This is a genomic window from Bifidobacterium olomucense (genome assembly GCF_012932375.1).
In the GTDB taxonomy this organism is placed as follows: Bacteria; Actinomycetota; Actinomycetes; order Actinomycetales; family Bifidobacteriaceae; genus Bifidobacterium; species Bifidobacterium olomucense.
Genome location: NZ_JAAIIG010000001.1, coordinates 72,752 through 93,165 on the forward strand (window position 1 = coordinate 72,752; position 20,414 = coordinate 93,165).

At 59.2% G+C, this 20,414-nt stretch carries 32 protein-coding genes; 29 read left to right on the top strand and 3 right to left on the bottom strand.

The annotated features are described in order from the left end of the window. The first annotated feature begins 297 nt into the window (after positions 1-297). Entirely contained in the window at positions 298-3,027 is a 2,730-nt protein-coding gene (gene adhE / locus G1C97_RS00275; RefSeq protein ID WP_169240027.1) for a bifunctional acetaldehyde-CoA/alcohol dehydrogenase, read from the top strand. 160 nt (positions 3,028-3,187) lie between these two features. Here adhE and G1C97_RS00280 read toward each other — a convergent pair whose 3' ends face one another. The 3 genes from G1C97_RS00280 to G1C97_RS00290 form a co-directional block, all read right to left on the bottom strand. Further along, positions 3,188-4,036 carry a YwiC-like family protein gene (locus G1C97_RS00280; protein WP_169240028.1) on the bottom strand — a complete coding sequence of 283 codons (849 nt, stop codon included), beginning with the start codon at positions 4,034-4,036 and terminating at the stop codon, positions 3,188-3,190. A gap of 202 nt (positions 4,037-4,238) precedes the next feature. After that, positions 4,239-5,003 carry an acetolactate decarboxylase gene (budA, locus tag G1C97_RS00285; RefSeq protein WP_169240283.1) on the bottom strand — a complete coding sequence of 255 codons (765 nt, stop codon included), beginning with the start codon at positions 5,001-5,003 and terminating at the stop codon, positions 4,239-4,241. 560 nt (positions 5,004-5,563) lie between these two features. Then, a complete protein-coding gene (locus tag G1C97_RS00290) occupies positions 5,564-5,833 on the bottom strand; it encodes a hypothetical protein (protein ID WP_169240029.1) in 270 nt (89 codons plus the stop codon). Between the two features lie 99 nt (positions 5,834-5,932). Here G1C97_RS00290 and G1C97_RS00295 point away from each other — a divergent pair, with 99 nt between their 5' ends. From G1C97_RS00295 to rpsK, 28 genes are all read left to right on the top strand, one after another. Further along, positions 5,933-6,238: a hypothetical protein gene (locus G1C97_RS00295; protein ID WP_169240030.1), complete on the top strand. Its 306-nt coding sequence runs from the start codon at positions 5,933-5,935 to the stop codon at positions 6,236-6,238. A 778-nt stretch (positions 6,239-7,016) separates the two neighbouring features. Further along, the gene (gene rpsJ, locus G1C97_RS00300) at positions 7,017-7,325 is read left to right on the top strand and encodes a 30S ribosomal protein S10 (protein ID WP_003808013.1); all 309 of its coding nucleotides are present in this window, start codon (positions 7,017-7,019) and stop codon (positions 7,323-7,325) included. Between the two features lie 16 nt (positions 7,326-7,341). Further along, a complete protein-coding gene (gene rplC, locus G1C97_RS00305; protein WP_100496313.1) occupies positions 7,342-7,983 on the top strand; it encodes a 50S ribosomal protein L3 in 642 nt (213 codons plus the stop codon). 6 nt (positions 7,984-7,989) lie between these two features. Then, entirely contained in the window at positions 7,990-8,649 is a 660-nt protein-coding gene (gene rplD, locus G1C97_RS00310; protein WP_169240031.1) for a 50S ribosomal protein L4, read from the top strand. A 5-nt stretch (positions 8,650-8,654) separates the two neighbouring features. After that, on the top strand, positions 8,655-8,951 hold the full coding sequence (gene rplW / locus G1C97_RS00315) for a 50S ribosomal protein L23 (RefSeq protein ID WP_100496311.1): 297 nt from the start codon (positions 8,655-8,657) through the stop codon (positions 8,949-8,951). Positions 8,952-8,986: 35 nt separating this feature from the next. After that, positions 8,987-9,817: a 50S ribosomal protein L2 gene (gene rplB / locus G1C97_RS00320; RefSeq protein WP_169240032.1), complete on the top strand. Its 831-nt coding sequence runs from the start codon at positions 8,987-8,989 to the stop codon at positions 9,815-9,817. A 15-nt stretch (positions 9,818-9,832) separates the two neighbouring features. Next, on the top strand, positions 9,833-10,111 hold the full coding sequence (rpsS, locus tag G1C97_RS00325; protein WP_003814508.1) for a 30S ribosomal protein S19: 279 nt from the start codon (positions 9,833-9,835) through the stop codon (positions 10,109-10,111). Between the two features lie 16 nt (positions 10,112-10,127). After that, positions 10,128-10,487, top strand: coding sequence for a 50S ribosomal protein L22 (gene rplV, locus G1C97_RS00330; RefSeq protein WP_094666728.1), 360 nt, complete (start codon positions 10,128-10,130; stop codon positions 10,485-10,487). A 2-nt stretch (positions 10,488-10,489) separates the two neighbouring features. Next, on the top strand, positions 10,490-11,293 hold the full coding sequence (gene rpsC / locus G1C97_RS00335) for a 30S ribosomal protein S3 (RefSeq protein ID WP_100496309.1): 804 nt from the start codon (positions 10,490-10,492) through the stop codon (positions 11,291-11,293). 6 nt (positions 11,294-11,299) lie between these two features. Beyond that, the gene (gene rplP / locus G1C97_RS00340) at positions 11,300-11,719 is read left to right on the top strand and encodes a 50S ribosomal protein L16 (protein ID WP_100496308.1); all 420 of its coding nucleotides are present in this window, start codon (positions 11,300-11,302) and stop codon (positions 11,717-11,719) included. Continuing rightward, on the top strand, positions 11,719-11,970 hold the full coding sequence (gene rpmC, locus G1C97_RS00345) for a 50S ribosomal protein L29 (RefSeq protein ID WP_100496307.1): 252 nt from the start codon (positions 11,719-11,721) through the stop codon (positions 11,968-11,970). Before rplP ends, rpmC begins: the two co-directional genes overlap by 1 nt. Before the next feature lie 2 nt (positions 11,971-11,972). After that, the gene (gene rpsQ, locus G1C97_RS00350; RefSeq protein WP_007055338.1) at positions 11,973-12,233 is read left to right on the top strand and encodes a 30S ribosomal protein S17; all 261 of its coding nucleotides are present in this window, start codon (positions 11,973-11,975) and stop codon (positions 12,231-12,233) included. 112 nt (positions 12,234-12,345) lie between these two features. Next, positions 12,346-12,714, top strand: a complete 369-nt coding sequence (gene rplN / locus G1C97_RS00355) for a 50S ribosomal protein L14 (RefSeq protein WP_003829893.1) — start codon at positions 12,346-12,348, stop codon at positions 12,712-12,714. 1 nt (position 12,715) lies between these two features. Further along, the gene (gene rplX, locus G1C97_RS00360; RefSeq protein WP_100496306.1) at positions 12,716-13,051 is read left to right on the top strand and encodes a 50S ribosomal protein L24; all 336 of its coding nucleotides are present in this window, start codon (positions 12,716-12,718) and stop codon (positions 13,049-13,051) included. Next, positions 13,048-13,620 (top strand): 50S ribosomal protein L5, encoded by a 573-nt coding sequence (rplE, locus tag G1C97_RS00365; RefSeq protein ID WP_100496305.1) that lies wholly within the window; start codon positions 13,048-13,050, stop codon positions 13,618-13,620. Before rplX ends, rplE begins: the two co-directional genes overlap by 4 nt. A 1-nt stretch (position 13,621) precedes the next feature. Next, positions 13,622-13,807, top strand: coding sequence for a type Z 30S ribosomal protein S14 (locus tag G1C97_RS00370; RefSeq protein ID WP_003814530.1), 186 nt, complete (start codon positions 13,622-13,624; stop codon positions 13,805-13,807). A gap of 92 nt (positions 13,808-13,899) precedes the next feature. Then, on the top strand, positions 13,900-14,298 hold the full coding sequence (gene rpsH / locus G1C97_RS00375) for a 30S ribosomal protein S8 (protein WP_100496304.1): 399 nt from the start codon (positions 13,900-13,902) through the stop codon (positions 14,296-14,298). Between the two features lie 17 nt (positions 14,299-14,315). Further along, entirely contained in the window at positions 14,316-14,855 is a 540-nt protein-coding gene (gene rplF, locus G1C97_RS00380) for a 50S ribosomal protein L6 (RefSeq protein WP_100496303.1), read from the top strand. Position 14,856: 1 nt separating this feature from the next. Further along, positions 14,857-15,228: a 50S ribosomal protein L18 gene (gene rplR / locus G1C97_RS00385; protein WP_100496302.1), complete on the top strand. Its 372-nt coding sequence runs from the start codon at positions 14,857-14,859 to the stop codon at positions 15,226-15,228. Further along, positions 15,225-15,956 carry a 30S ribosomal protein S5 gene (gene rpsE, locus G1C97_RS00390; protein WP_169240033.1) on the top strand — a complete coding sequence of 244 codons (732 nt, stop codon included), beginning with the start codon at positions 15,225-15,227 and terminating at the stop codon, positions 15,954-15,956. The genes rplR and rpsE overlap by 4 nt, the downstream gene beginning before the upstream one ends. A gap of 5 nt (positions 15,957-15,961) precedes the next feature. After that, on the top strand, positions 15,962-16,147 hold the full coding sequence (gene rpmD, locus G1C97_RS00395; protein WP_100496300.1) for a 50S ribosomal protein L30: 186 nt from the start codon (positions 15,962-15,964) through the stop codon (positions 16,145-16,147). A 2-nt stretch (positions 16,148-16,149) separates the two neighbouring features. Next, on the top strand, positions 16,150-16,602 hold the full coding sequence (gene rplO, locus G1C97_RS00400) for a 50S ribosomal protein L15 (protein WP_100496299.1): 453 nt from the start codon (positions 16,150-16,152) through the stop codon (positions 16,600-16,602). A gap of 190 nt (positions 16,603-16,792) precedes the next feature. Beyond that, positions 16,793-18,130: a preprotein translocase subunit SecY gene (secY, locus tag G1C97_RS00405; protein ID WP_100496298.1), complete on the top strand. Its 1,338-nt coding sequence runs from the start codon at positions 16,793-16,795 to the stop codon at positions 18,128-18,130. Between the two features lie 132 nt (positions 18,131-18,262). After that, entirely contained in the window at positions 18,263-18,823 is a 561-nt protein-coding gene (locus tag G1C97_RS00410; protein WP_100496297.1) for an adenylate kinase, read from the top strand. Positions 18,824-18,975: 152 nt separating this feature from the next. Continuing rightward, complete coding sequence (gene infA, locus G1C97_RS00415) at positions 18,976-19,194, top strand: translation initiation factor IF-1 (protein ID WP_003808114.1); 219 nt, start codon at positions 18,976-18,978, stop codon at positions 19,192-19,194. Positions 19,195-19,215: 21 nt separating this feature from the next. Continuing rightward, positions 19,216-19,329, top strand: a complete 114-nt coding sequence (rpmJ, locus tag G1C97_RS00420) for a 50S ribosomal protein L36 (RefSeq protein WP_003842636.1) — start codon at positions 19,216-19,218, stop codon at positions 19,327-19,329. Between the two features lie 149 nt (positions 19,330-19,478). Then, positions 19,479-19,856: a 30S ribosomal protein S13 gene (rpsM, locus tag G1C97_RS00425; protein ID WP_014484255.1), complete on the top strand. Its 378-nt coding sequence runs from the start codon at positions 19,479-19,481 to the stop codon at positions 19,854-19,856. 87 nt (positions 19,857-19,943) lie between these two features. After that, positions 19,944-20,342, top strand: coding sequence for a 30S ribosomal protein S11 (rpsK, locus tag G1C97_RS00430; protein ID WP_003814580.1), 399 nt, complete (start codon positions 19,944-19,946; stop codon positions 20,340-20,342). Positions 20,343-20,414 lie beyond the last annotated feature (72 nt).

Here is a 20,414-nt window from a genome sequence, read left to right on the forward strand (position 1 = left end):
TCGTCAAAAATCGAACAAAATACGTCAAAAAAGAGTGAAAAGTTATATTTTGTTAGATAAAACGCACTAAATAAAACAAATACTGATCAATATCTTACATGAAACGCCGTTGATTTTGTGCGTATGCGGGGCTGAAAGACCTTCGGTATATTGTGACTCAGGTCACAGGATGATGTGACAAGCGCACGCAGTCAAATATCTTGTCGGACGGTAGGGTACGTCCCTTACGTTGCGCAAGGTGCGGTGCTGCGCCGGGAACTTTGCCATATACCCCAAGAAGATCGAGGAGGACCCCAAGTGGCAGAAGCAAAGAAGGTCGAGATTCCCCAGCCGACCCCCGAAGATAAGAAGGCAGTGGCCGAAGCCGAGGTGAATGCTCTGGTCGTCAAGGCCCAGAAGGCATTGGCCGAGTTCGAGAAGCTGGACCAGAAGCAGGTAGACCACATCGTGGCTAAGGCATCCGTCGCCGCCCTGAACAAGCATCTGGTACTGGCGAAGATGGCCGTGGACGAGACCGGCCGTGGCCTCGTGGAAGATAAGGCCACCAAGAACATCTTCGCTTGCGAGCACATCACCAACTACCTCGCCGGTCAGAAGACCGTCGGCATCATTCGCGAAGACGACGTCATGGGTATTGACGAAGTGGCCGAGCCGGTTGGCGTGGTCGCCGGTGTGACTCCGGTCACCAACCCCACTTCCACCGCCATCTTCAAGTCCCTGATCGCACTGAAGACCCGTTGCCCGATCGTGTTCGGTTTCCACCCGTTCGCCCAGAAGTGCTCTGCCGAGGCTGCCCGCATCGTGCGCGACGCCGCCATCGAAGCCGGTGCCCCGGCCAACTGTATTCAGTGGATCGAGCACCCGTCCATCGAAGCCACCGGTGCTTTGATGAAGCACCCGGGTATCGCCACGATTCTTGCCACCGGTGGCCCGGGCATGGTCAAGGCCGCCTACTCTTCCGGTAAGCCCGCCCTCGGCGTGGGCGCCGGCAACGCCCCGGCCTACGTCGATTCCGATGTGGACATCGTGCGTGCCGCCAACGATCTGATTCTGTCCAAGCACTTCGACTATGGCATGATCTGCGCCACCGAGCAGGCCATCATCGCCCATAAGGACGTTTACGCACCGCTGGTCAAGGAGCTCAAGCGTCGCAAGGCATACTTCGTGAACGCCGAGGAGAAGGCCAAGCTGGAGCAGTACATGTTCGGCTGCACCGCCGGCTCGGGCCAGACCCCGAAGCTCAACTCCGTGGTGCCGGGCAAGTCCCCGCAGTTCATCGCCAAGGCCGCCGGCTTCGAGATCCCGGCTGACGCCACCATTATCGCGGCCGAGTGCAAGGAAGTCTCCGACAACGAGCCGCTGACCCACGAGAAGCTCGCCCCGGTGCATGCCGTTCTCAAGGCCGATTCCAAGGAACAGGCCTTCGAAATGTGCGAGCAGATGCTCAAGCTGGGTGCCGGCCATACCGCCGCCATCCACACCAACAACCAGGATCTGGTGCGCGAGTACGGTCTGCGCATGCACGCCTGCCGCATCATCTGGAACCAGCCGTCCTCCCTTGGCGGCATCGGCGATATCTACAACGCGATCGCCCCGTCGTTGACTCTGGGCTGCGGCTCTTACGGCGGTAACTCGGTGTCCGGCAATGTGCAGGCCGTGAACCTCGTCAACATCAAGCGCATCGCTCGGAGGAACAACAACATGCAGTGGTTCAAGATCCCGGCCAAGACCTACTTCGAGCCGAACGCCGTCAAGTACCTGCGCGACATGTACGGCATCGAAAAGGCCGTCATCGTGTGCGACAAGGTCATGGAGCAGCTCGGCATCGTTGATAAGATCATCGACCAGCTGCGTGCTCGCGCCAACAATGTCACCTTCCGCATCATCGACTACGTCGAGCCGGAGCCTTCCGTCGAGACCGTCGAAAAGGGCGCCGAGATGATGCGCGAGGAGTTCGAGCCGGACACCATCATCGCCGTCGGTGGTGGTTCCCCGATGGACGCCGCGAAGATCATGTGGCTGCTTTACGAGCACCCGGAAATCTCCTTCTCCGATGTGCGTGAGAAGTTCTTCGATATCCGCAAGCGCGCCTTCAAGATTCCGCCGCTGGGCAAGAAGGCCAAGCTCGTGTGCATCCCGACCTCCTCCGGCACCGGCTCCGAGGTTACGCCGTTCGCTGTGATCACCGATCACAAGACCGGCTACAAGTACCCGATCACCGACTACGCCCTGACCCCGTCCGTGGCCATCGTCGATCCGGTGCTGGCCCGTACCCAGCCGCGCAAGCTGGCCTCCGACGCCGGCTTCGACGCCCTGACCCACTCCTTCGAGGCCTATGTGTCCGTGTATGCCAACGACTTCACGGATGGCATGGCTCTGCACGCCGCCAAGCTCATCTGGGACAACCTGGCTGAGTCCGTCAACGGTGAGCCGGGCCTCGCCAAGACCAACGCCCAGGAGAAGATGCACAACGCCGCCACCATGGCCGGTATGGCCTTCGGCTCCGCGTTCCTCGGCATGTGCCACGGCATGGCCCACACCATTGGCGCTCTGTGCCACATCGCCCACGGTCGTACCAACTCCATCCTGCTGCCGTACGTGATCCGTTACAACGGTCAGGTTCCGGAGGAGCCGACCTCGTGGCCGAAGTACGACAAGTACATCGCCGACGAGCGCTACCGCGACATCGCCATCAACCTCGGCATCGACCCGGGCAAGACCCCGGCCGAGGCCGTCGAAAACCTGGCGAAGGCCGTTGAGGACTACCGTGACAACAAGCTCGGCATGAACAAGAGCTTCAAGGATTGCGGTGTGGACGAGGACTACTTCTGGAGCGTGCTCGACCAGATCGGCATGCGCGCTTACGAGGACCAGTGCACTCCGGCCAACCCGCGCATCCCGCTGATCAACGACATGAAGGACATCGCCGTTGCCGCCTACTACGGTGTCTCTCAGGAGGAAGGCCACAAGCTGCGCGTCGAGCGCGAAGGCGAGGCCGCCACGGAGGAAGCCTCCGAGCGCGTCTGATCACATGATTCGGCGCTGACCGTCGCAATCACATAACGAAAGCCCGTCCACTTCCGGACGGGCTTTCCTGTTTTTGGTGAGGGCCGTCTCCCCCTGCTCATTCCCTTCCCGCTTTCCATGATGCAGTGAAGTGACACCCGCACCGTGCGGGAACTGGCCTTCAGAACGTGAGCAATACGGCTGCAAAAACAGATAGGCTTGACATCATCTCGACCAATCCCACGGCGATTGGCTTGATGCTGCGCCGTCGTGCAATCGGCGGCATTGCTATCGCACGGGCCAGCAGCCACAAGCAGACAATCGCCGGCATCGAGAACAACCTTCCGAATCCCAGCAGGCCCCACAGGCCGAACGCCGCGGCCAACAGCGCGCCGTGCCAAATCCACGATGCCCAGAGATATCCTCGTTTGCCGCGTTCTCGAATCATGGTCTTCACGAACAGCACCGATCCGAACTGGGTGAGGAAAAAGACGGTGGCGGCAGGCAGACCGCCGTTCGCAAGCATCGGATACTGTGCGTTTGCTGCGTGGGTGCCGAATGAGCTGACAACTATTGCCATGGTGCAGGAGGCGAGGATCGCGACAGCGTTGCCCCAGAGCGTCCGTTCGCGACGCAGCCATGCGGCGACGAACGACAGTGTGGCCAGTATGGCGTATAACGGTGCCCACCATAGGGTTGTCGGATGGATGATAACGAACGGCAAGCCGACCGCGGCAAGCAATACCGTATATACGGCAACCGGCGGTGCGTACCGGTGGGCGAATCGCGACTTGAACCACCGTGCGGCGGTGAATTGAACGCAATAACACAATACCCATGCGGCGAACAGCCAGATGGTGGTCGGATTCGTGCCGTCTATAATCATGCCGGCCAGCGCTGGCGTGAGCGCCATCGCCCATGCGCCGGGCTGATCGGGAACCCAGTCGCGGACAGCGGTTTTTCGGTGTGACGACGAGTGTGAGGCGGCGGATGCTGACCGCCGCTGCAAGGTGGAAGGCTGTTCGCTCATGGTCCCCAAGGTATCAGGCCCGGGCCGTGTACAACAGGGGTGCCAAAGCAAATCCGTGTGACAGAGCGAAGTCTTGGCTTGCTTGGCTTGCCGAATATGCAAGAGGACGACCGCGGCATCGCAATAGAGGTGACACCTAATAGAGGTGACACCTATACCTTATATAAATGACGCAAAGATGCGCATAGGTGCGCAGGTGTCTTTAATGCGCGGTGTCCCCTTCGGCACTGGAGATTGCCTCGGCGATATTGTCCTGGCTGAAATCGTGATTGCGGTATTCGGGATCGTCTACCGGCAGATGGGTGACCAGCGTATCGAATACCTGACTATAGATTTCACCATGGCTGAGTACCGCATCCAGCACATGACCGCCGAAAGTATGGTCATCGGAGAGGAAATGCTCGTGGAATCCGGCTACGGCGGCACCATGGAACATTACGGGAGAGAAGTAGCCGAGCATGGTACCGGTCACATCGTGGCGCAGAAAGATGGCCTGACGATCGGCGACTTCCAGCAATGTGGGATACGGTGCCTGCTGTTTGATCACGGCACGGGTTTTCATGAAGCTGAACGTGCCGTGCACCTTTACCGAAAAGAAGGTGTTGGCACGTCCGTTGGCCTCGACGATACGTTCGTTGAGTGCTTCTAGGCCAATGTCTTCACGCGAGCATTGAAACTGGAACGCCGCTCGATGTGAGTTGGCGAAGGGCATGGTGAAATCCGAGGGAACTTGCTCGGCGACACCGGACTGGCCGATTTTATAGGCCACGCCGTCAAGGATGATGAGCTCACCATCCAGCCCTTCACCGGTGCCTATGCCGGTATCGCCATGCTTGAGCAGCTCGCCGATGGTAGTGGTGCCCTCCAGCAAACCCGGCACCAACAGTGCCAACGTGCCATGCTGGTACAGCACATTGGCGTCATGCGCGGTAATCGGATGAATGTTCTTGGCCAGTGATTGCGTCACATTAGCCACGGTAATCGTCTCCATCGGGCTGCACAATCACTCGCGCTCGATACCGGACGTGACTTTCGCCACGCAACCGTGAGAACCGTTCTGGATCCCACCGAATCCCACATGGCTAGGTGCGTTCGGATCGCTTGCAACGCGGCTGAACAAGTCGAAGTCGATGCCACGAGAGTGCCGCTGCCTACGAGCGAGGATGCCAATGTGGATAACTATGCAAGCTGGAACCACATAAGCCGAATCTGCTGTACAGTTCATCTGTCATCCCGTAGCGTCGCATTATGAGAAGGAATAAAGAACTTGATCGAAGGTTGGACACGGCCCAACGGCAGCAGACATGTCTGTGGGGTGAATCGGATGCACAGTGCAGGATGCTTGTCCGTCGCGAAAAGGCGGGAGCGATCCTCCGCGTCTATCCGGGATTGTATATGCGCCCGGATTACTGGCTGTCGTTGGATGCGCGGAACAGGTATCTTCACATCGTACGGTCGCTGTCGCAGATGCATCCCGGATGGATTTTCTGCGATATGACGGCTGCCGCTGTGTATGGTGTCAACACCTCAACCCGCCATATGGACCTTATCCATATCCGTACCGTAGATGACAAACACGTACACGATTACGGTAAGGTACGGCACCATTACATACGCGAAGAACATTATGAGATAGTCGATGGTATTCGCGTCACCCCGTTGGCGCGAACGGTATTCGATTGCGCTCGCAGACAATCGTTTCCTGATGCGCTTGCGGTTATTGAGGCCGTGCTGCGTAACCGGATGATGAATAAGGACAAGCTTGAACGATGCTTCGAATCCTTGCCTGGCTGGCATAGAAAAGCGGCGTTGGCGGCATTGAAACCAGCTACCGGCCATACCGAGAACGGCGGTGAAGCGTATTCGTTGGGCGTCATATTGGAGGAACGATTCGCAATGCCATTGTTGCAGGAGGCAATTGTGGATCCATACGATGCCCGTACGGTATATAGAGTCGATTTTGCTTGGCGCAATGATGTTGGTGGATTGATTGTGGCCGAACTTGATGGTCGTGTGAAATATACGGATCGTTCAATGTTCCGCAACGGGAGTCTTTCGGAGACGATCATCGCAGAAAAGGAACGAGAGGAGCGTATCCGTCTGGTGGTAGATGATATGGTCCGCTTCTCGTTCCGGGAGGCTTTAGACAGAACGCCTTTGGTGCATAAGCTTGAGTCCGTTGGAGTGCCGCGTCGCGGATAGGGTCAGTAGCTGTGTATGAGCGCTGATGGATCATTTTCGATTGGTTTTGGCTAATGGAAATCGATTCATGGTACTGGGTGAATGGAGGTGGGGCCAGCGAATTGATCCAATGCCATAGGCGAATGACCTATTGGGCCATAACAGCTTAATAAGCAGATGTGGCCGGCTGGTTGGTCGGCTGGTTGGTTGGTCGGTCGGTTGAAACTGATTGATTGATCAGGGGAATCGGATTGATCAGGGGAATCGGGGAGGGGCATAGGAGCCAGGAGAACCGGCAGATTACCGTTCTGGGCATATCCCGACCAATTATTCTGGGTCTTTATGTGCAATAAAACAGGTTCTGGGCATTTGCATACCACCTAGAAGCCAAAAATGACGGTTTCAAGATACGTATATGCCCAGAACACGGATTGGGGGCCTGTTGGTGGTGGGTGTAGGCCCAGAATGTCCGGTGGACTTCGGGTGGTCGATGTCCCAGGGGAGCAGAATCTAGGGGGATGCGGTGATGCTTGGTGCGGCGACACGCCCGGATTTCTTAGCTGGCTGTTTAGTCCCGCCCCAATGTTTGAATAAACAAGTTGCCTGATTTGGGCTCGCAAATTGGAATTAAAAAAGCGAGCGCAGGCCGGAGCGCTTCGAAGGGAGCGGATGCCGGAGACTGCGCACTGATGTGGATGACCGCCAGTGGACCTATGTCCAATGGGGGGGCATTACGCGCCGGTGCCCTAGAAGCAGGTTGGTAAAGTACAACGAACATCGCTAGAAAGGGCGGACGGCAATGGCGGGACAGAAAATCCGCATCAGGCTTAAGTCCTATGACCACGAGGTCATCGACCAATCGGCGAAGAAGATCGTCGAAACGGTGACGAACGCGGGCGCAACTGTTGTTGGCCCCGTTCCGCTGCCGACCGAGAAGAACGTCTTTGTTGTTATTCGTTCTCCTCACAAGTACAAGGATTCTCGCGAGCACTTCGAGATGCGCACTCACAAGCGCCTCATTGACATCGTGGACCCGACCCCCAAGGCCGTGGATTCTCTGATGCACATCGATCTGCCTGCAGACGTCAACATCGAGATCAAGCTGTAAGGGAGGAGGAAGCATTATGTCTAATCGCAAGGCTCTGCTGGGCAAGAAGCTCGGCATGTCCCAGGTGTGGGATGAGAACGGCTTCTTCGTGCCCGTCACTCTTGTCGACGTGTCCACCAACGTGGTGACCGCCGTGAAGACCGAGGAGTCCGATGGCTACAAGGCCGTCCAGCTCGGCTACGGCGCCATCGACCCGACCAAGGTGACCAAGCCGCTGGCTGGCCACTTTGCCAAGGCTGGTGTCACCCCGCGTCGTCACCTCGTTGAGGTGCGTACCGACAACGTCGAGGAGTTCGAGGCTGGTCAGGAACTGGCTGCCGATCTGTTCGAGGAGGGCGCTCTGGTCGACGTGACCGGCACCACCAAGGGCAAGGGCTTCGCCGGTACCATCAAGCGTTGGGGCTTCAAGTCCTACCGTCGTTCCCACGGCTCTCACAAGAACGAGCGTCGTCCCGGTTCCGTGGGCGCATGCGCTACCCCGAGCCGCATTCTCAAGGGCAAGCGTATGGCCGGTCGCATGGGTCATGTGACCTCCACCGCGCTGAACCTCACCGTAGTCTCCGCTGACGTCGAGAACGGCGTCATCGCCATCAAGGGTGCCCTCCCCGGCCCCAAGGGCGGCATCGTTCTCGTCCGTTCCGCAGTGAAGGGAGCCTGATAAACCATGGCAAACGTTACTCTGAACGTCACTGACGCCAAGGGCCAGGCCGCCGGCACCGTCGAGGCCCCTGCTGAGATCTTCGGCTTCTCTGCCGAGGACGTGCAGGCCCACATCCCGCTGATCCACCAGGTTGTCGTGGCTCAGCTCGCTGCTGCTCGTCAGGGCACTCATGCCACCAAGACTCGTGGCATGGTTTCCGGCGGCGGCAAGAAGCCGTGGAAGCAGAAGGGCACCGGTCGTGCTCGTCAGGGCTCCATCCGCGCCCCGCAGTGGTACCACGGCGGCACCGTGTTCGGTCCTCAGCCGCGCGACTACTCCCAGCGCACCCCCAAGAAGATGAAGGCTGCAGCTCTGCGCTACATCCTGTCTGACCGCGCCAACGCTGGCCGCATCGCCGTTGTGGACTTCGGCATCACCGATACCCCGTCCACCAAGGCTTCTGTCGCCGCTCTGAACCCGGTCATTTCGGACAAGTTCGCCACGATCGTCTTCACTCGCGAGAACATCAACGAGTGGCTCTCCGTGCGCAACCTGCCGAACGTTCATCCGATTTTCGTCGATCAGCTCAACACGTACGATGTGGTCACCGCTCAGTACGTGGTCTTCACCAAGGAAGCCTTCGAGGCTTTCGTGGCTGCCAAGACCGAGCCGAAGGAGGCCTGATTTAGATGGTCGCTATTCACAAGCCCGCTCACGACGTCATTCTTAAGCCCGTCGTCTCCGAGAAGAGCTACGCCGGTTCCGACCGCGGCCAGTACACCTTCGTGGTGGCCAAGGATGCGAACAAGGTGCAGATCAAGCAGGCAATCGAAGAGATCTTCAAGGTCAAGGTGACGAACGTCAACACCCTGAACCGCGCTGGCAAGAAGCAGCGCACCCGCACCGGTTTCGGCCAGCGCGCTTCCCAGAAGCGTGCGATCGTGACCGTGGCTGAGGGTCAGACGATCGACATCTTCGGCAACTGAAGGCTAGCCGAGAAAAGTTAAAGGAAGACTAGATTATGGCTATCCGCGTTTACAAGCCGACGACCGCAGGCCGTCGCAACGCGTCCGTCTCGGACTTCTCCGATCTGACGCGCTCCACGCCTGAGAAGTCGCTGGTTCGCAAGAAGTCCAAGACCGGCGGTCGTAACTCCTACGGCCGTATCACCTCCCGCCATCGCGGCGGCGGTCACAAGCGCCAGTACCGTCTCATCGACTTCCGTCGTTGGGACAAGGACGGCGTGCCCGCCAAGGTTGCTGAGATCGAGTACGATCCGAACCGTTCCGCTCGTATCGCCCTCCTGAACTTCGCCGATGGCGAGAAGCGTTACATCATCGCTCCGAAGGGCATCAAGCAGGGTGACGTCATCGAGACCGGTGCCCAGGCTGATATCAAGCCGGGCAACAACCTGCCGCTGGCCAACATCCCGACCGGTACCGTGGTCCACAACATCGAGCTCAAGCCGCTCGGTGGCGCCAAGATCGCTCGTTCCGCCGGTGCCTCCGTCCAGCTCGTCGCCAAGGATGGCGCTTACGCTCAGCTGCGTATGCCCTCCGGCGAAATCCGCAACGTCGACGCGCGCTGCCGCGCTACCGTCGGCGAGGTCGGCAACGAGGACCACGCCAACATCCAGCTCGGTAAGGCCGGTCGTGCTCGTTGGATGGGCAAGCGCCCGATCACCCGTGGTGAGTCCATGAACCCGGTTGACCACCCGCACGGCGGTCGTACCCGCGGTGGCAAGCCGCCGGTCTCCCCGTGGGGCAAGGGCGAGGTTCGTACTCGTCGTCCGAAGAAGGCTTCGAACAAGATGATTGTTCGTCGTCGTCCGTCTGGCAAGAACCGCAAGTAAGGGAGTATCGAGAAGATGACTCGTAGCATCAAGAAGGGCCCCTTCGTCGACGCCCACTTGCAGAAGAAAGTCGACGAGCAGAACGAGAAGGGCACCAAGAACGTCATCAAGACGTGGTCCCGTCGTTCGATGATCACTCCTGACTTCATCGGACACACCTTCGCCGTTCACGATGGTCGCAAGCATGTCCCGGTGTTCGTCACCGAGGCCATGGTTGGTCACAAGCTGGGTGAGTTCGCCCCCACGAAGACCTTCAAGGGTCACGTGAAGGACGACAAGAAGGCCCGCCGCTAAGGATAAGGAATAGAACATGGAAGCTAAAGCAATCGCTCGTCACGTCCGCGTGACGCCGCGCAAGGCTCGCCGCATGGTCGACCTCATCCGCGGCAAGAAGGCGACCGACGCCGTTACCATTTTGAAGTTCGCCCCTCAGGCTGCGGCCCTGCCGGTTCGCAAGACCCTGGAGAGCGCCATCGCTAACGCTCGTGTGAAGGCCGACAAGGCCGGCGAGCCGTTCCGCGAGAACGACCTGTACATCAAGGAGACCTTCGTTGACGAAGGCGTGACCCTCAAGCGCTTCCGCGCTCGTGCCCAGGGTCGTGCCGCTCGTATCAACAAGCGCACCTCCCACATCACGGTCGTCGTGGCTAACAAGGAAGGAGCCCGCTAAAGATGGGTCAGAAGATCAATCCGTTTGGCTACCGTCTGGGCATCACCGAGAACCACCGTTCCAAGTGGTTCTCTGACTCCAACAAGGCCGGCGAACGCTACCGTGACTTCGTGCTTGAGGACGATCTGATCCGCAAGGAGATGAACAAGGATCTCGAGCGCGCCGGTGTGTCCCGCATCGTCATCGAGCGTACCCGCGACCGCGTCCGCGTCGACATTCACACCGCCCGTCCGGGCATCGTGATCGGTCGTCGTGGTGCCGAGGCCGAGAAGGTCCGCGCCAAGCTCGAGAAGCTGACCGGCAAGCAGGTCCAGCTCAACATCTTCGAGGTCAAGAACGCCGCGCTGGACGCCCAGCTCGTCGCTCAGGGCATCGCTGAGCAGCTGACCAACCGCGTCACCTTCCGTCGCGCTATGCGCAAGGCCCAGCAGGACGCCATGCGCGCCGGTGCCAAGGGTATCCGCATCAAGCTCTCCGGCCGCCTCGGCGGTGCGGAAATGAGCCGTTCCGAGTTCTACCGTGAGGGCCGCGTTCCGCTGCAGACCCTCCGCGCCCTCATCGATTACGGCTTCTTCGAGGCCAAGACCACCTATGGCCGCATCGGCGTCAAGGTGTGGATCTACAAGGGCGACATGACCGAATCCGAGTTCGAAGAGCAGCAGGCTCAGCAGAACAACAACCGTCCGGGTCGTCGTGGCGATCGTCGTCCGCGCCGTGGCAACCGTTCTGCCGCCCCGCAGGCCGCCGAAGCCCCCAAGGCCGAGGCCGCTGCTGAGGCCGCTCCGGCTGCAGAAACGAAGGAGTGAGCAAGAATGCTTATCCCCAAGAGGACTAAGTACCGCAAGCAGCACCGTCCCGTGCGTTCTGGCATGTCCAAGGGCGGCAACGAGATCAACTTCGGTGATTTCGGTATCCAGGCTCTGGCTCCGGCCTATGTGACCAACCGCCAGATCGAGGCTGCTCGTATCGCCATGACCCGTTACATCAAGCGTGGTGGCCGTGTGTGGATCACGATCTTCCCGGATCGCCCGCTGACCAAGCACCCGCTCGGCGCCCGAATGGGTTCCGGTAAGGGTGCCCCGGAGTTCTGGATCGCCAACGTGCGTCCCGGCCGCGTGATGTTCGAGATCGGTGGCGTTTCCGAGGATGTCGCCCGCGAGGCTCTGCGCCGCGCTGTCGACAAGCTCCCGATGAAGTGCCGTATTATCGCACGTGAAGGTGGTGATATCTGATGGCAATCGGTACCGCTGAGTACTCCATCAAGAACCTCAACGAGAAGACCAACGCGGAGATCGAGGGCTTCCTGAAGAAGTCCAAGGAAGAGCTGTTCAACCTGCGCTTCCAGCACGCCACAGGTCAGCTCGAGAACACCGCCCGTCTCAAGGCCGTCAAGCACGATATCGCTCGTATGTACACTGTGCTGCGCGAGCGTGAGCTTGGCATCAGCCAGGAGCCGGCCGCTACCGAATCCAAGGAGCAGTGATTATGGCTGAAGAGCGTAACTTCCGTAAGGTTCGCCGCGGCTACGTCGTGTCCGACAAGATGGACAAGACGATTACCGTCGAGCTCGAGCAGCGTTCGACCCACCCGCTGTACGGCAAGGTCGTTCGTTCCACCAGCAAGGTCAAGGCCCATGATGAACACAACGACGCCCACATTGGCGACCTCGTGAGTATTATGGAGACTCGGCCTCTGAGCAAGACCAAGCGCTGGCGTCTCGAATCCATTATCGAGCGCGCCAAGTAAAAACAAGTTCGGCAAGGCTCGCCGTCCACCGGGCGCGGTTAGATAGATGTTCTGTGCGTTTATCCGACCGCGCCCGGTGTGCGGGGAGAACCAGCTCGGCTAAGGAGAATCAATGATTCAGCAGGAAACGCGGCTTCATGTCGCCGACAACACGGGTGCGAAGGAACTCCTCGCCATCCGAGTGCTCGGCGGATCGAAGCGACGCTATGCCGGCATCGGCGACGTGATCGTCGCCTCCGTCAAGGACGCCATTCCTGGCGGGTCGGTCAAGAAGGGTGACGTGGTGAAGGCCGTCGTCGTCCGTACTGTCAAGGAATCCCGTCGTGCAGACGGTTCCTACATCAAGTTCGACGAGAACGCCGCCGTTATTCTCGGCTCCGGCCGCGAACCGAAGGGCACTCGTATCTTCGGACCGGTTGGTCGTGAACTGCGTGAGCACAAGTTCATGAAGATCGTGTCCCTCGCCCCGGAGGTGATCTGACATGGCAGCCAAGATCAAGAGCGGCGACCTGGTCAAGGTCATCCGCGGTAAGGACCGCGGCAAGGAAGGCACCGTTAAGCAGGTGCTGCCGAACGATCGACTGATCGTCGAGGGTGTGCAGATCGTCAAGAAGCACGTGCGCGCCACGCAGCAGGGCCAGCAGGCCGGCATCGTCTCCACTGAGGCTCCGATCCATCGCTCCAACGTGATGCTGATCGACCCGGAGACCAAGCAGCCGACCCGTGTTGGCATCATCGTCAAGGAAGAAGCGCGTGACGGCAAGGTCAAGACCGTGCGTGTGCGCGTTGCCAAGAAGTCCGGAAAGGAGCTGGCATGACCGATACTATCGTCGAAGCGCCGGCCACCCCGCGCTTGAAGGTCAAGTACAACGAGCAGATCATTCCTGAGCTGGAGAAGGAGTTCAAGTACTCCAACCCGATGCAGGTCGCTCGTGTGCAGAAGGTTGTCGTCTCCATGGGTGTCGGTGCCGCCGCTCGCGACTCCAAGCTCATCGAAGGCGCTGTCAAGGACCTCACCCTGATCACCGGTCAGAAGCCGAAGATCACCAAGGCCAAGAAGTCCGTCGCTCAGTTCCACCTGCGCGAAGGCCAGGCCATTGGCGCATACGTCACCCTGCGCGGCGATCGTATGTGGGAGTTCCTGGACCGTCTGCTGACCCTGGCTCTGCCTCGTATCCGCGACTTCCGCGGCATCAACGGCCACCAGTTCGATGGTCAGGGCAACTACAACTTTGGTCTCACCGAGCAGTCCATGTTCCACGAGATCGATCCGGATTCGATCGATCACGTGCGCGGTATGGACATCACTGTGGTGACCTCCACCAAGGACGACACGGAAGCTTACGCGCTCTTGAAGCACCTCGGCTTCCCCTTCAAGGAGAACTGATATGGCAAAAACCGCTCTGAAGAACAAGGCGGCCGGCAAGCCGAAGTTCAAGGTCCGCGCTTACACGCGCTGCCAGGTCTGCGGTCGTCCCCACTCCGTCTACCGCAAGTTCGGCCTGTGCCGCATCTGCCTTCGTGAGAAGGCCCATCGCGGCGAGCTGCCCGGAGTTACGAAGTCCAGTTGGTAAACATCGACGCTGAAGGTCCGCGGCCCGAACGTCTTGCATAATGCAGACGCGAGGGCGGCGGAAACCATAGCGAGAAAGGGCAATTAGCCCAAATGACAATGACAGATCCGATCGCAGACATGCTGACTCGTCTGCGTAACGCGAGCGCGGCCAAGCACGAAACCGTGGATATGCCGTACTCCAAGTTCAAGGCGAACATCGCCGAGATCCTGAAGCGCGAAGGCTTTATCAAGGACTTCACCGCTAAGGAAGCCAAGGTCGGCCAGACTCTTGAGGTCACCCTCAAGTACGGTCCGAACGGTGAGCGTTCCATTCAGGGCATCAAGCGCATCTCCAAGCCGGGCCTGCGTCGCTACGCCAAGTCCGACTCCCTGCCGATGCCGCTCGGTGGCCTGGGTATCGCCATCATCTCGACCTCCTCGGGACTGTTGACTCAGAAGGAATGCCTCGACCGAGGCATTGGCGGCGAGATTGTCGCCTTCGTGTGGTGAGAAAGGAGAGCTGAAACATGGCATCGCATATTGGTAAGCTCCCTATCGCCATTCCTGCTGGCGTCGAAGTCACTATCGAGGGCCAGAACTTCACCGCCAAGGGCGCTAAGGGTTCTGATTCCTACGTGATTCCGGAAGGCATCACCGCTGTTGTGGAGAACAACGAGATCGTCCTCACCCCGGCTGATGATCTGCGCCCGACCCGTGCCAAGCACGGTCTGGCCCGTTCCATCATGGCCGGCATGGTCAAGGGCGTGCACGATGGCTACTCCAAGACCCTTGAGATCGTCGGCACCGGTTACCGCGCCGTCGCCAAGGGCAAGGGCATCGAGTTCTTCCTCGGCTACTCCCACACCATCACTGTCAACCCGCCCGAAGGCATCACCTTCGAGGTGCCGAACGCCAACCAGGTGATCGTCAAGGGTATCGACAAGCAGGCCGTGGGCCAGGTTGCCGCCAACATCCGCAAGCTGCGCGCTCCGGAACCCTACAAGGGCAAGGGCGTCAAGTACGCCGATGAGCGCATCCTGCGCAAGGCTGGAAAGGCTGGTAAGTGATATGAGCGTCGCTATTCTCGGAAAAGGCAAGAAGACTGCTCTCAAGCGTCGTCACGCACGTATCCGCAAGCGCATCTCCGGCACCCCCGAGCGTCCGCGCCTGGTGGTCACCCGTTCCAACCGTCACATGGTTGCTCAGGTGGTAGACGATACCAAGGGCATCACCCTGGTCTCCGCCTCCACCCTGCAGGCTGATTTCGCCGGCTTCCAGGGCACCAAGTCCGAAGCCGCCAAGAAGGTTGGCCAGCTGATCGCCGAGAAGGCCAAGGCCGCTGGCATCACCGAGGTCGTTTTCGACCGCGGTGGCAACAAGTACACCGGTCGCGTCGCAGCCGTTGCTGAAGGCGCCCGCGAGGGAGGTCTTGCACTGTGAGCGACAACGAAACGAAGGAAACCCAAGTGGCTGAAGAGACTCAGAACACTGTGGCGACCGAATCCAACAACGAGGACCGCAAGGGTCGTCGTGGCCAGCGCGGTGAAGGCCGCCGTGGCGAGCGTCGCAACCGTCGCGAGGAGAACCGCGGCGACGAGATGCTCGATCGCGTGGTGACCATCAACCGTGTGTCCAAGACCCACAAGGGCGGCCGTACCTTCAGCTTCGCCGCTCTGGTTGTTGTCGGCGACGGCGACGGCACCGTGGGTGTCGGCTACGGCAAGTCCCGTGAGGTCCCGGCCGCTATCGCCAAGGGCCAGCTTGACGCCAAGAAGCACATGTTCACTGTGCCTCGCGTCCGCGGCACCATCACCCACCCGGTTCAGGGTCACGACGCCGCCGGCACTGTGCTGCTGCGTCCGGCCGCCCCGGGTACCGGTGTAATCGCCGGTGGTTCTGTGCGCGCCGTCATGGAGTGCGCAGGCATTACCGACGTGCTGTCCAAGTCCATGGGCTCCGCCACCGCGGTCAACGTGGTGCGCGCCACCGTGGATGCCCTCAAGCAGCTTGAGGAGCCCGAGGAGATCGCCGCCCGTCGTGGTCTGGCCCTCAACGAGGTCGCTCCCGACGCTCTGCTGCGTGCCCGTGCCGCCGGCATCGCCGAGGCTCGCAAGGCCCGTGAAGAGGCTGCTGCCAAGGCCGCCGCTGATGAGAAGGATGGTGAGTGAGAATCATGGCTAAGAACCTGAAGATTACCCTGCACCACGGCATCGTGAACCGTACTCCGGCTCAGCGCGCCACCATCAAGACCCTCGGCCTCAACAAGATCGGCAAGACCGTGGTCCGTGAGGACACCCCGGCCAACCGTGGTCTGGTGAACGCCGTGCGTCACCTGGTCACCGTTGAGGAGGTTGACTGATTATGGCAGATAACGAAATCCTGCAGATGCACGACCTGAAGCCCGCCCCGGGTGCCAACAAGGATCGTATCCGCGTTGGCCGTGGTGAAGGCTCCAAGGGCAAAACCTCCGGTCGTGGCGCTAAGGGCCAGACCAAGCGCAATCACGTGCGTCCTGGCTTTGAAGGCGGCCAGCTGCCGCTGTACATGCGCCTGCCGAAGCTTCGTGGCTTCAAGAACCCGTTCAAGGTCGAGTTCCAGGTCATCAACATCGCCCGTCTCGTGGAGATCTTCCCCGAGGGTGGCGAAGTGACCGTGGCCGATCTGGTGGCCAAGGGCGCTGTTCGCAACAACGCTCCGGTCAAGGTTCTGGGCGAAGGCGAGACCACTGTGGCATTCACCCTGAAGGGTGTTAAGGCTTCGGCTTCCGCCAAGTCCAAGATCGAAGCTGCTGGCGGCTCCGTCTCCGAGGACTGATTCGTTCTCTGAGCGTCTTAGTACAGCTCAATGAATAACCCCTTCCATCAAGATGGTGGAAGGGGTTATTCAATATATTCGGGAGAGCATCTTGAGATAAGGGTGTCTTAAGTAGGCACGTTAGACTATGCTCGTTCGATAGTTTGTGTATTCTCGCGTGCGTTGGGCACGCTATAGGGAGGAAACCCAGGTGAGGACATTAATCCAGGCCCTGAAGACCAAGGAACTGCGGAAGAAGATCCTTTTCGTACTGTTCATCATCATCGTCTATCGCATCGGGTCGTTTATTCCGACTCCGGGTGTCGATTACAACGTGGTGAACGACTGCATGGCCAAGCTTGGCAACACCTCTCAGGAGAACTTCATCGGTCTGGTGAACCTCTTCTCCGGTGGCGCTATGCTCCAGCTGTCCATCTTTGCGCTGGGCGTTATGCCATACATCACCGCATCCATCGTGGTGCAGCTGTTGCGTGTGGTTATTCCGCGCTTTGAGGCCTTGCATAAGGAAGGCCAGTCCGGTGAGGCGAAACTCACCCAGTACACCCGTTATCTGACCATCGGTCTGGCGGTCCTGCAGTCCACCACCATTCTGGTCACTGCCCGTTCCGGCGCGCTGTTCAACAACATGTGCGATCAGGTGATTCCCGACGGTTCCGTATGGAACCTGGTGGTCATGGTGCTTATCATGACCGGCGGCACCGGTTTGATCATGTGGATGGCAGAGCTCGTCACCGATAAGGGCATCGGCCAGGGCATGTCCATCTTGATCTTCATGTCCATCTGCTCCGGCTTCCTGCCGCAGCTGTGGGAGATCGGCTATGGTACCAACGGCACTGATGGCGACTGGATCAAGTTCGGCATCGTGGTCAGCGTGCTGGTGGTCATTCTCATCTTCGTGGACTTCGTCGAGCTGTGCCAGCGTCGTGTTCCGGTGCAGTACACCCGTCGTATGATCGGCCGCAAGATGTACGGCGGTTCCTCCACCTACCTGCCGCTGAAGATCAACATGTCCGGTGTGATTCCTCCGATCTTTGCGTCCTCGATTCTCGCCATCCCGACGTTGATCGCCCAGTTCGGCAATGATGATCAGTCTTGGGTCAAGTGGATAAACTCCAATCTGGCGAACACCACTTCCGTGTGGTACATCGCGCTGTACGCCCTGATGATCGTGTTCTTCTGCTTCTTCTACACCTCGATCACGTTTAACCCGGACGAGACCGCCGACAACATGAAGCAGTACGGTGGCTTCATTCCGGGTATCCGTGCCGGCAACGCCACGAGCCGTTACCTGACTTACGTCATGAATCGCCTGAACACGGTCGGTGCCGTGTATCTGCTGTTCGTGGCTCTGATTCCTACTGTGCTGATCATGAGCCTGGGCCTCAACGCTCAGTTGCCGTTCGGCGGCACCACGATTCTGATTATCGCCGGCGTGGGACTGGATACGTTGCGTCAGGCGAAGGCTCAGACCGAGCAGTTCCAGTACACCGGCTTCCTGCTGGAGAACGTGGATCACAAGGAAGGCTGACGCCCTCTTGACGGACGTCGGATGACGAACCATCAGTTCTTTCTTGTTCGTGGTCCGTCTGCCAATATTCAATGGCTCCCCTTCACCGGGGAGCCACAACCGTATCAATAACCAATACATAAGGAGACCACCATGCGTCTGCTCATCATGGGCCCTCAGGGCGTCGGCAAGGGCACTCAGGCTGCCCTACTCGCCGAACACTTCAACATCCCCACGATTTCCACTGGTGATATCTTCCGCTACAACATCAAGAACAAGACCGAGCTTGGTCTTGAAGCCATGAGCTACACCGATAAGGGCGAGCTGGTTCCGGATTCCTTGACCAACAAGATCGTCAAGGATCGTCTGGCCAAGGAGGATTGCGCGAACGGCTGGATTCTCGACGGCTATCCGCGCAACGCCGCACAGGTCGAGGCTCTCGACGAGATGCTGGCCGAGCTCGGCACCCCGCTGGATCACGTCGTGGCTCTGGACGCCGATCGTGAGGTGCTGCTGGAGCGTATGAAGAAGCGCGCCGCCGAACAGGGCCGTGCCGACGACACTCCTGAGGCCATCGCCAAGCGTCTGGAAACCTATGAGAAGGAGACCGCTCCGCTGCTGGACACCTACAAGTCCCGCGGTCTGCTGGTCGCTGTCAATGGTGTAGGCGAAATCGCCGAGATCAGCAAGACGATTATCGCCGCGCTGAGCTGAGCCGTCGGAAAGCGAATATCACATTTATCACGAGATGCCCGTATGCGACACGCCGAGTGCTGCATACGGGCATCCTGCGTATATAGTTATAGGTTGGTGTGTCTTCGGACATATCTTAAGTAATTCGTCCAAGGGATAGGAACCAGAGGCGCATGGCAAAAGACGGTGTGATTGAAGTCGAAGGTCAGGTAGTGGAAGCATTGCCGAACGCGATGTTCCGCGTTGAACTCGAAAACAAGCATATCGTGCTCGCAACGATTTCCGGCAAGATGCGTAAGAACTACATTCGCATTCTGCCTCAGGATCGTGTGGTGCTAGAGATGAGCCCTTATGATCTCAACCGCGGACGCATTACGTACCGTTATAAGTAAGGTACAAAGTAAAGGATAACCATGAAGGTCAGCCCTAGCGTGAAGAGGATCTGCGAAAACTGCCGCGTGATCCGCCGTCACGGCCGCGTCATGGTGATCTGCATCAACCCGCGCCACAAGCAGCGTCAGGGCTGAGAGCAGATTCTCCAGCGGCACCAGTAAAACAAGGCACTCCCTCACAGTGCTTCCCCGCAAGGGAACGACACTGAACCACGGGTACGTAGGCCCGTGCCGGGAAACCGGGCGAGTGGGTGCAAGACCTACGGAAACAAGAAGGAATCGCAATGGCACGTCTTGCCGGAGTCGACATCCCCAATGAGAAGCGCATCGAGATCGCCCTCACCTACATTTTCGGTGTGGGTCGCACTCGTGCCAAGGAAACGCTTGCCGCGACCGGTATCAACCCGGACATCCGCGTCAAGGATCTCACCGACGAGCAGCTGATTACGCTGCGTGACTACCTCGAAGCCAACTACAAGATCGAGGGTGATCTGCGTCGTGAAATCGATGCGGATATTCGTCGCAAGATTCAGATCAACTGCTACCAAGGCCAGCGTCACCGTAAGGGACTTCCTGTGCGCGGCCAGCGCACCAAGACCAACGCCCGCACCCGCAAGGGCCCGAAGCGTACGGTCGCCGGAAAGAAGAAGGCCACCAAGTAATAGGTGGCACGATCCGAGCCACGGCAATGTATACAGACCATCGCTCGGACACCAACAAATAAGTTCGTTACTAGGAAACGAGGGTCAATGGCAGCGCCTAAGCAAGCCGCTCGTAAGCCCCGTCGTCGCGATCGTAAGTCGATCCCGGTCGGCCAGGCTCACATCAAGTCCACTTTCAACAACACGATCATTTCGATCACCGATCCGTCCGGCGCCGTGGTGTCCTGGGCCTCCGGTGGCGATGTCGGCTTCAAGGGCTCCCGTAAGTCCACGCCGTACGCCGCTGGTATGGCTGCCGAGTCCGCCGCCCGCAAGGCGATGGAGCACGGTGTCAAGAAGGTCGACGTGTTCGTCAAGGGCCCGGGTTCCGGTCGTGAAACCGCCATCCGTTCCCTGCAGTCCGCGGGTCTTGAGGTTGGTTCCATCACCGACGTCACCCCGCAAGCCCACAACGGCGTTCGTCCTCCGAAGCGTCGTCGCGTCTGAGCACTCAGCAATACCAAATCCATCCAAAACCGCCTGACCGGTGAGTGCACCACCGAGTTCAAGCTGAAAGGA

What these genes read in the sequence shown, in the direction of transcription:
- rpsK (WP_003814580.1), top strand. Translation starts at nt 19,944, where the DNA reads ATGGCAGCGCCTAAGCAAGCCGCTCGTAAGCCCCGTCGTCGCGATCGT.
- rplB (WP_169240032.1), top strand. Translation starts at nt 8,987, where the DNA reads ATGGCTATCCGCGTTTACAAGCCGACGACCGCAGGCCGTCGCAACGCG.
- G1C97_RS00290 (WP_169240029.1), bottom strand. Translation starts at nt 5,833, where the DNA reads ATGCCAGCCAGGCAAGGATTCGAAGCATCGTTCAAGCTTGTCCTTATT.
- rplW (WP_100496311.1), top strand. Translation starts at nt 8,655, where the DNA reads ATGGTCGCTATTCACAAGCCCGCTCACGACGTCATTCTTAAGCCCGTC.
- G1C97_RS00280 (WP_169240028.1), bottom strand. Translation starts at nt 4,036, where the DNA reads ATGAGCGAACAGCCTTCCACCTTGCAGCGGCGGTCAGCATCCGCCGCC.
- rplN (WP_003829893.1), top strand. Translation starts at nt 12,346, where the DNA reads ATGATTCAGCAGGAAACGCGGCTTCATGTCGCCGACAACACGGGTGCG.
- rpsM (WP_014484255.1), top strand. Translation starts at nt 19,479, where the DNA reads ATGGCACGTCTTGCCGGAGTCGACATCCCCAATGAGAAGCGCATCGAG.
- rplR (WP_100496302.1), top strand. Translation starts at nt 14,857, where the DNA reads ATGAGCGTCGCTATTCTCGGAAAAGGCAAGAAGACTGCTCTCAAGCGT.
- rpsJ (WP_003808013.1), top strand. Translation starts at nt 7,017, where the DNA reads ATGGCGGGACAGAAAATCCGCATCAGGCTTAAGTCCTATGACCACGAG.
- rpmD (WP_100496300.1), top strand. Translation starts at nt 15,962, where the DNA reads ATGGCTAAGAACCTGAAGATTACCCTGCACCACGGCATCGTGAACCGT.
- rplV (WP_094666728.1), top strand. Translation starts at nt 10,128, where the DNA reads ATGGAAGCTAAAGCAATCGCTCGTCACGTCCGCGTGACGCCGCGCAAG.
- rpsH (WP_100496304.1), top strand. Translation starts at nt 13,900, where the DNA reads ATGACAATGACAGATCCGATCGCAGACATGCTGACTCGTCTGCGTAAC.
- rplP (WP_100496308.1), top strand. Translation starts at nt 11,300, where the DNA reads ATGCTTATCCCCAAGAGGACTAAGTACCGCAAGCAGCACCGTCCCGTG.
- rpsS (WP_003814508.1), top strand. Translation starts at nt 9,833, where the DNA reads ATGACTCGTAGCATCAAGAAGGGCCCCTTCGTCGACGCCCACTTGCAG.
- rpmC (WP_100496307.1), top strand. Translation starts at nt 11,719, where the DNA reads ATGGCAATCGGTACCGCTGAGTACTCCATCAAGAACCTCAACGAGAAG.
- rplD (WP_169240031.1), top strand. Translation starts at nt 7,990, where the DNA reads ATGGCAAACGTTACTCTGAACGTCACTGACGCCAAGGGCCAGGCCGCC.
- G1C97_RS00295 (WP_169240030.1), top strand. Translation starts at nt 5,933, where the DNA reads ATGCCATTGTTGCAGGAGGCAATTGTGGATCCATACGATGCCCGTACG.
- rplO (WP_100496299.1), top strand. Translation starts at nt 16,150, where the DNA reads ATGGCAGATAACGAAATCCTGCAGATGCACGACCTGAAGCCCGCCCCG.
- rplC (WP_100496313.1), top strand. Translation starts at nt 7,342, where the DNA reads ATGTCTAATCGCAAGGCTCTGCTGGGCAAGAAGCTCGGCATGTCCCAG.
- rpsQ (WP_007055338.1), top strand. Translation starts at nt 11,973, where the DNA reads ATGGCTGAAGAGCGTAACTTCCGTAAGGTTCGCCGCGGCTACGTCGTG.
- G1C97_RS00370 (WP_003814530.1), top strand. Translation starts at nt 13,622, where the DNA reads ATGGCAAAAACCGCTCTGAAGAACAAGGCGGCCGGCAAGCCGAAGTTC.
- rplX (WP_100496306.1), top strand. Translation starts at nt 12,716, where the DNA reads ATGGCAGCCAAGATCAAGAGCGGCGACCTGGTCAAGGTCATCCGCGGT.
- rplF (WP_100496303.1), top strand. Translation starts at nt 14,316, where the DNA reads ATGGCATCGCATATTGGTAAGCTCCCTATCGCCATTCCTGCTGGCGTC.
- rplE (WP_100496305.1), top strand. Translation starts at nt 13,048, where the DNA reads ATGACCGATACTATCGTCGAAGCGCCGGCCACCCCGCGCTTGAAGGTC.
- rpsC (WP_100496309.1), top strand. Translation starts at nt 10,490, where the DNA reads ATGGGTCAGAAGATCAATCCGTTTGGCTACCGTCTGGGCATCACCGAG.
- infA (WP_003808114.1), top strand. Translation starts at nt 18,976, where the DNA reads ATGGCAAAAGACGGTGTGATTGAAGTCGAAGGTCAGGTAGTGGAAGCA.
- rpmJ (WP_003842636.1), top strand. Translation starts at nt 19,216, where the DNA reads ATGAAGGTCAGCCCTAGCGTGAAGAGGATCTGCGAAAACTGCCGCGTG.
- G1C97_RS00410 (WP_100496297.1), top strand. Translation starts at nt 18,263, where the DNA reads ATGCGTCTGCTCATCATGGGCCCTCAGGGCGTCGGCAAGGGCACTCAG.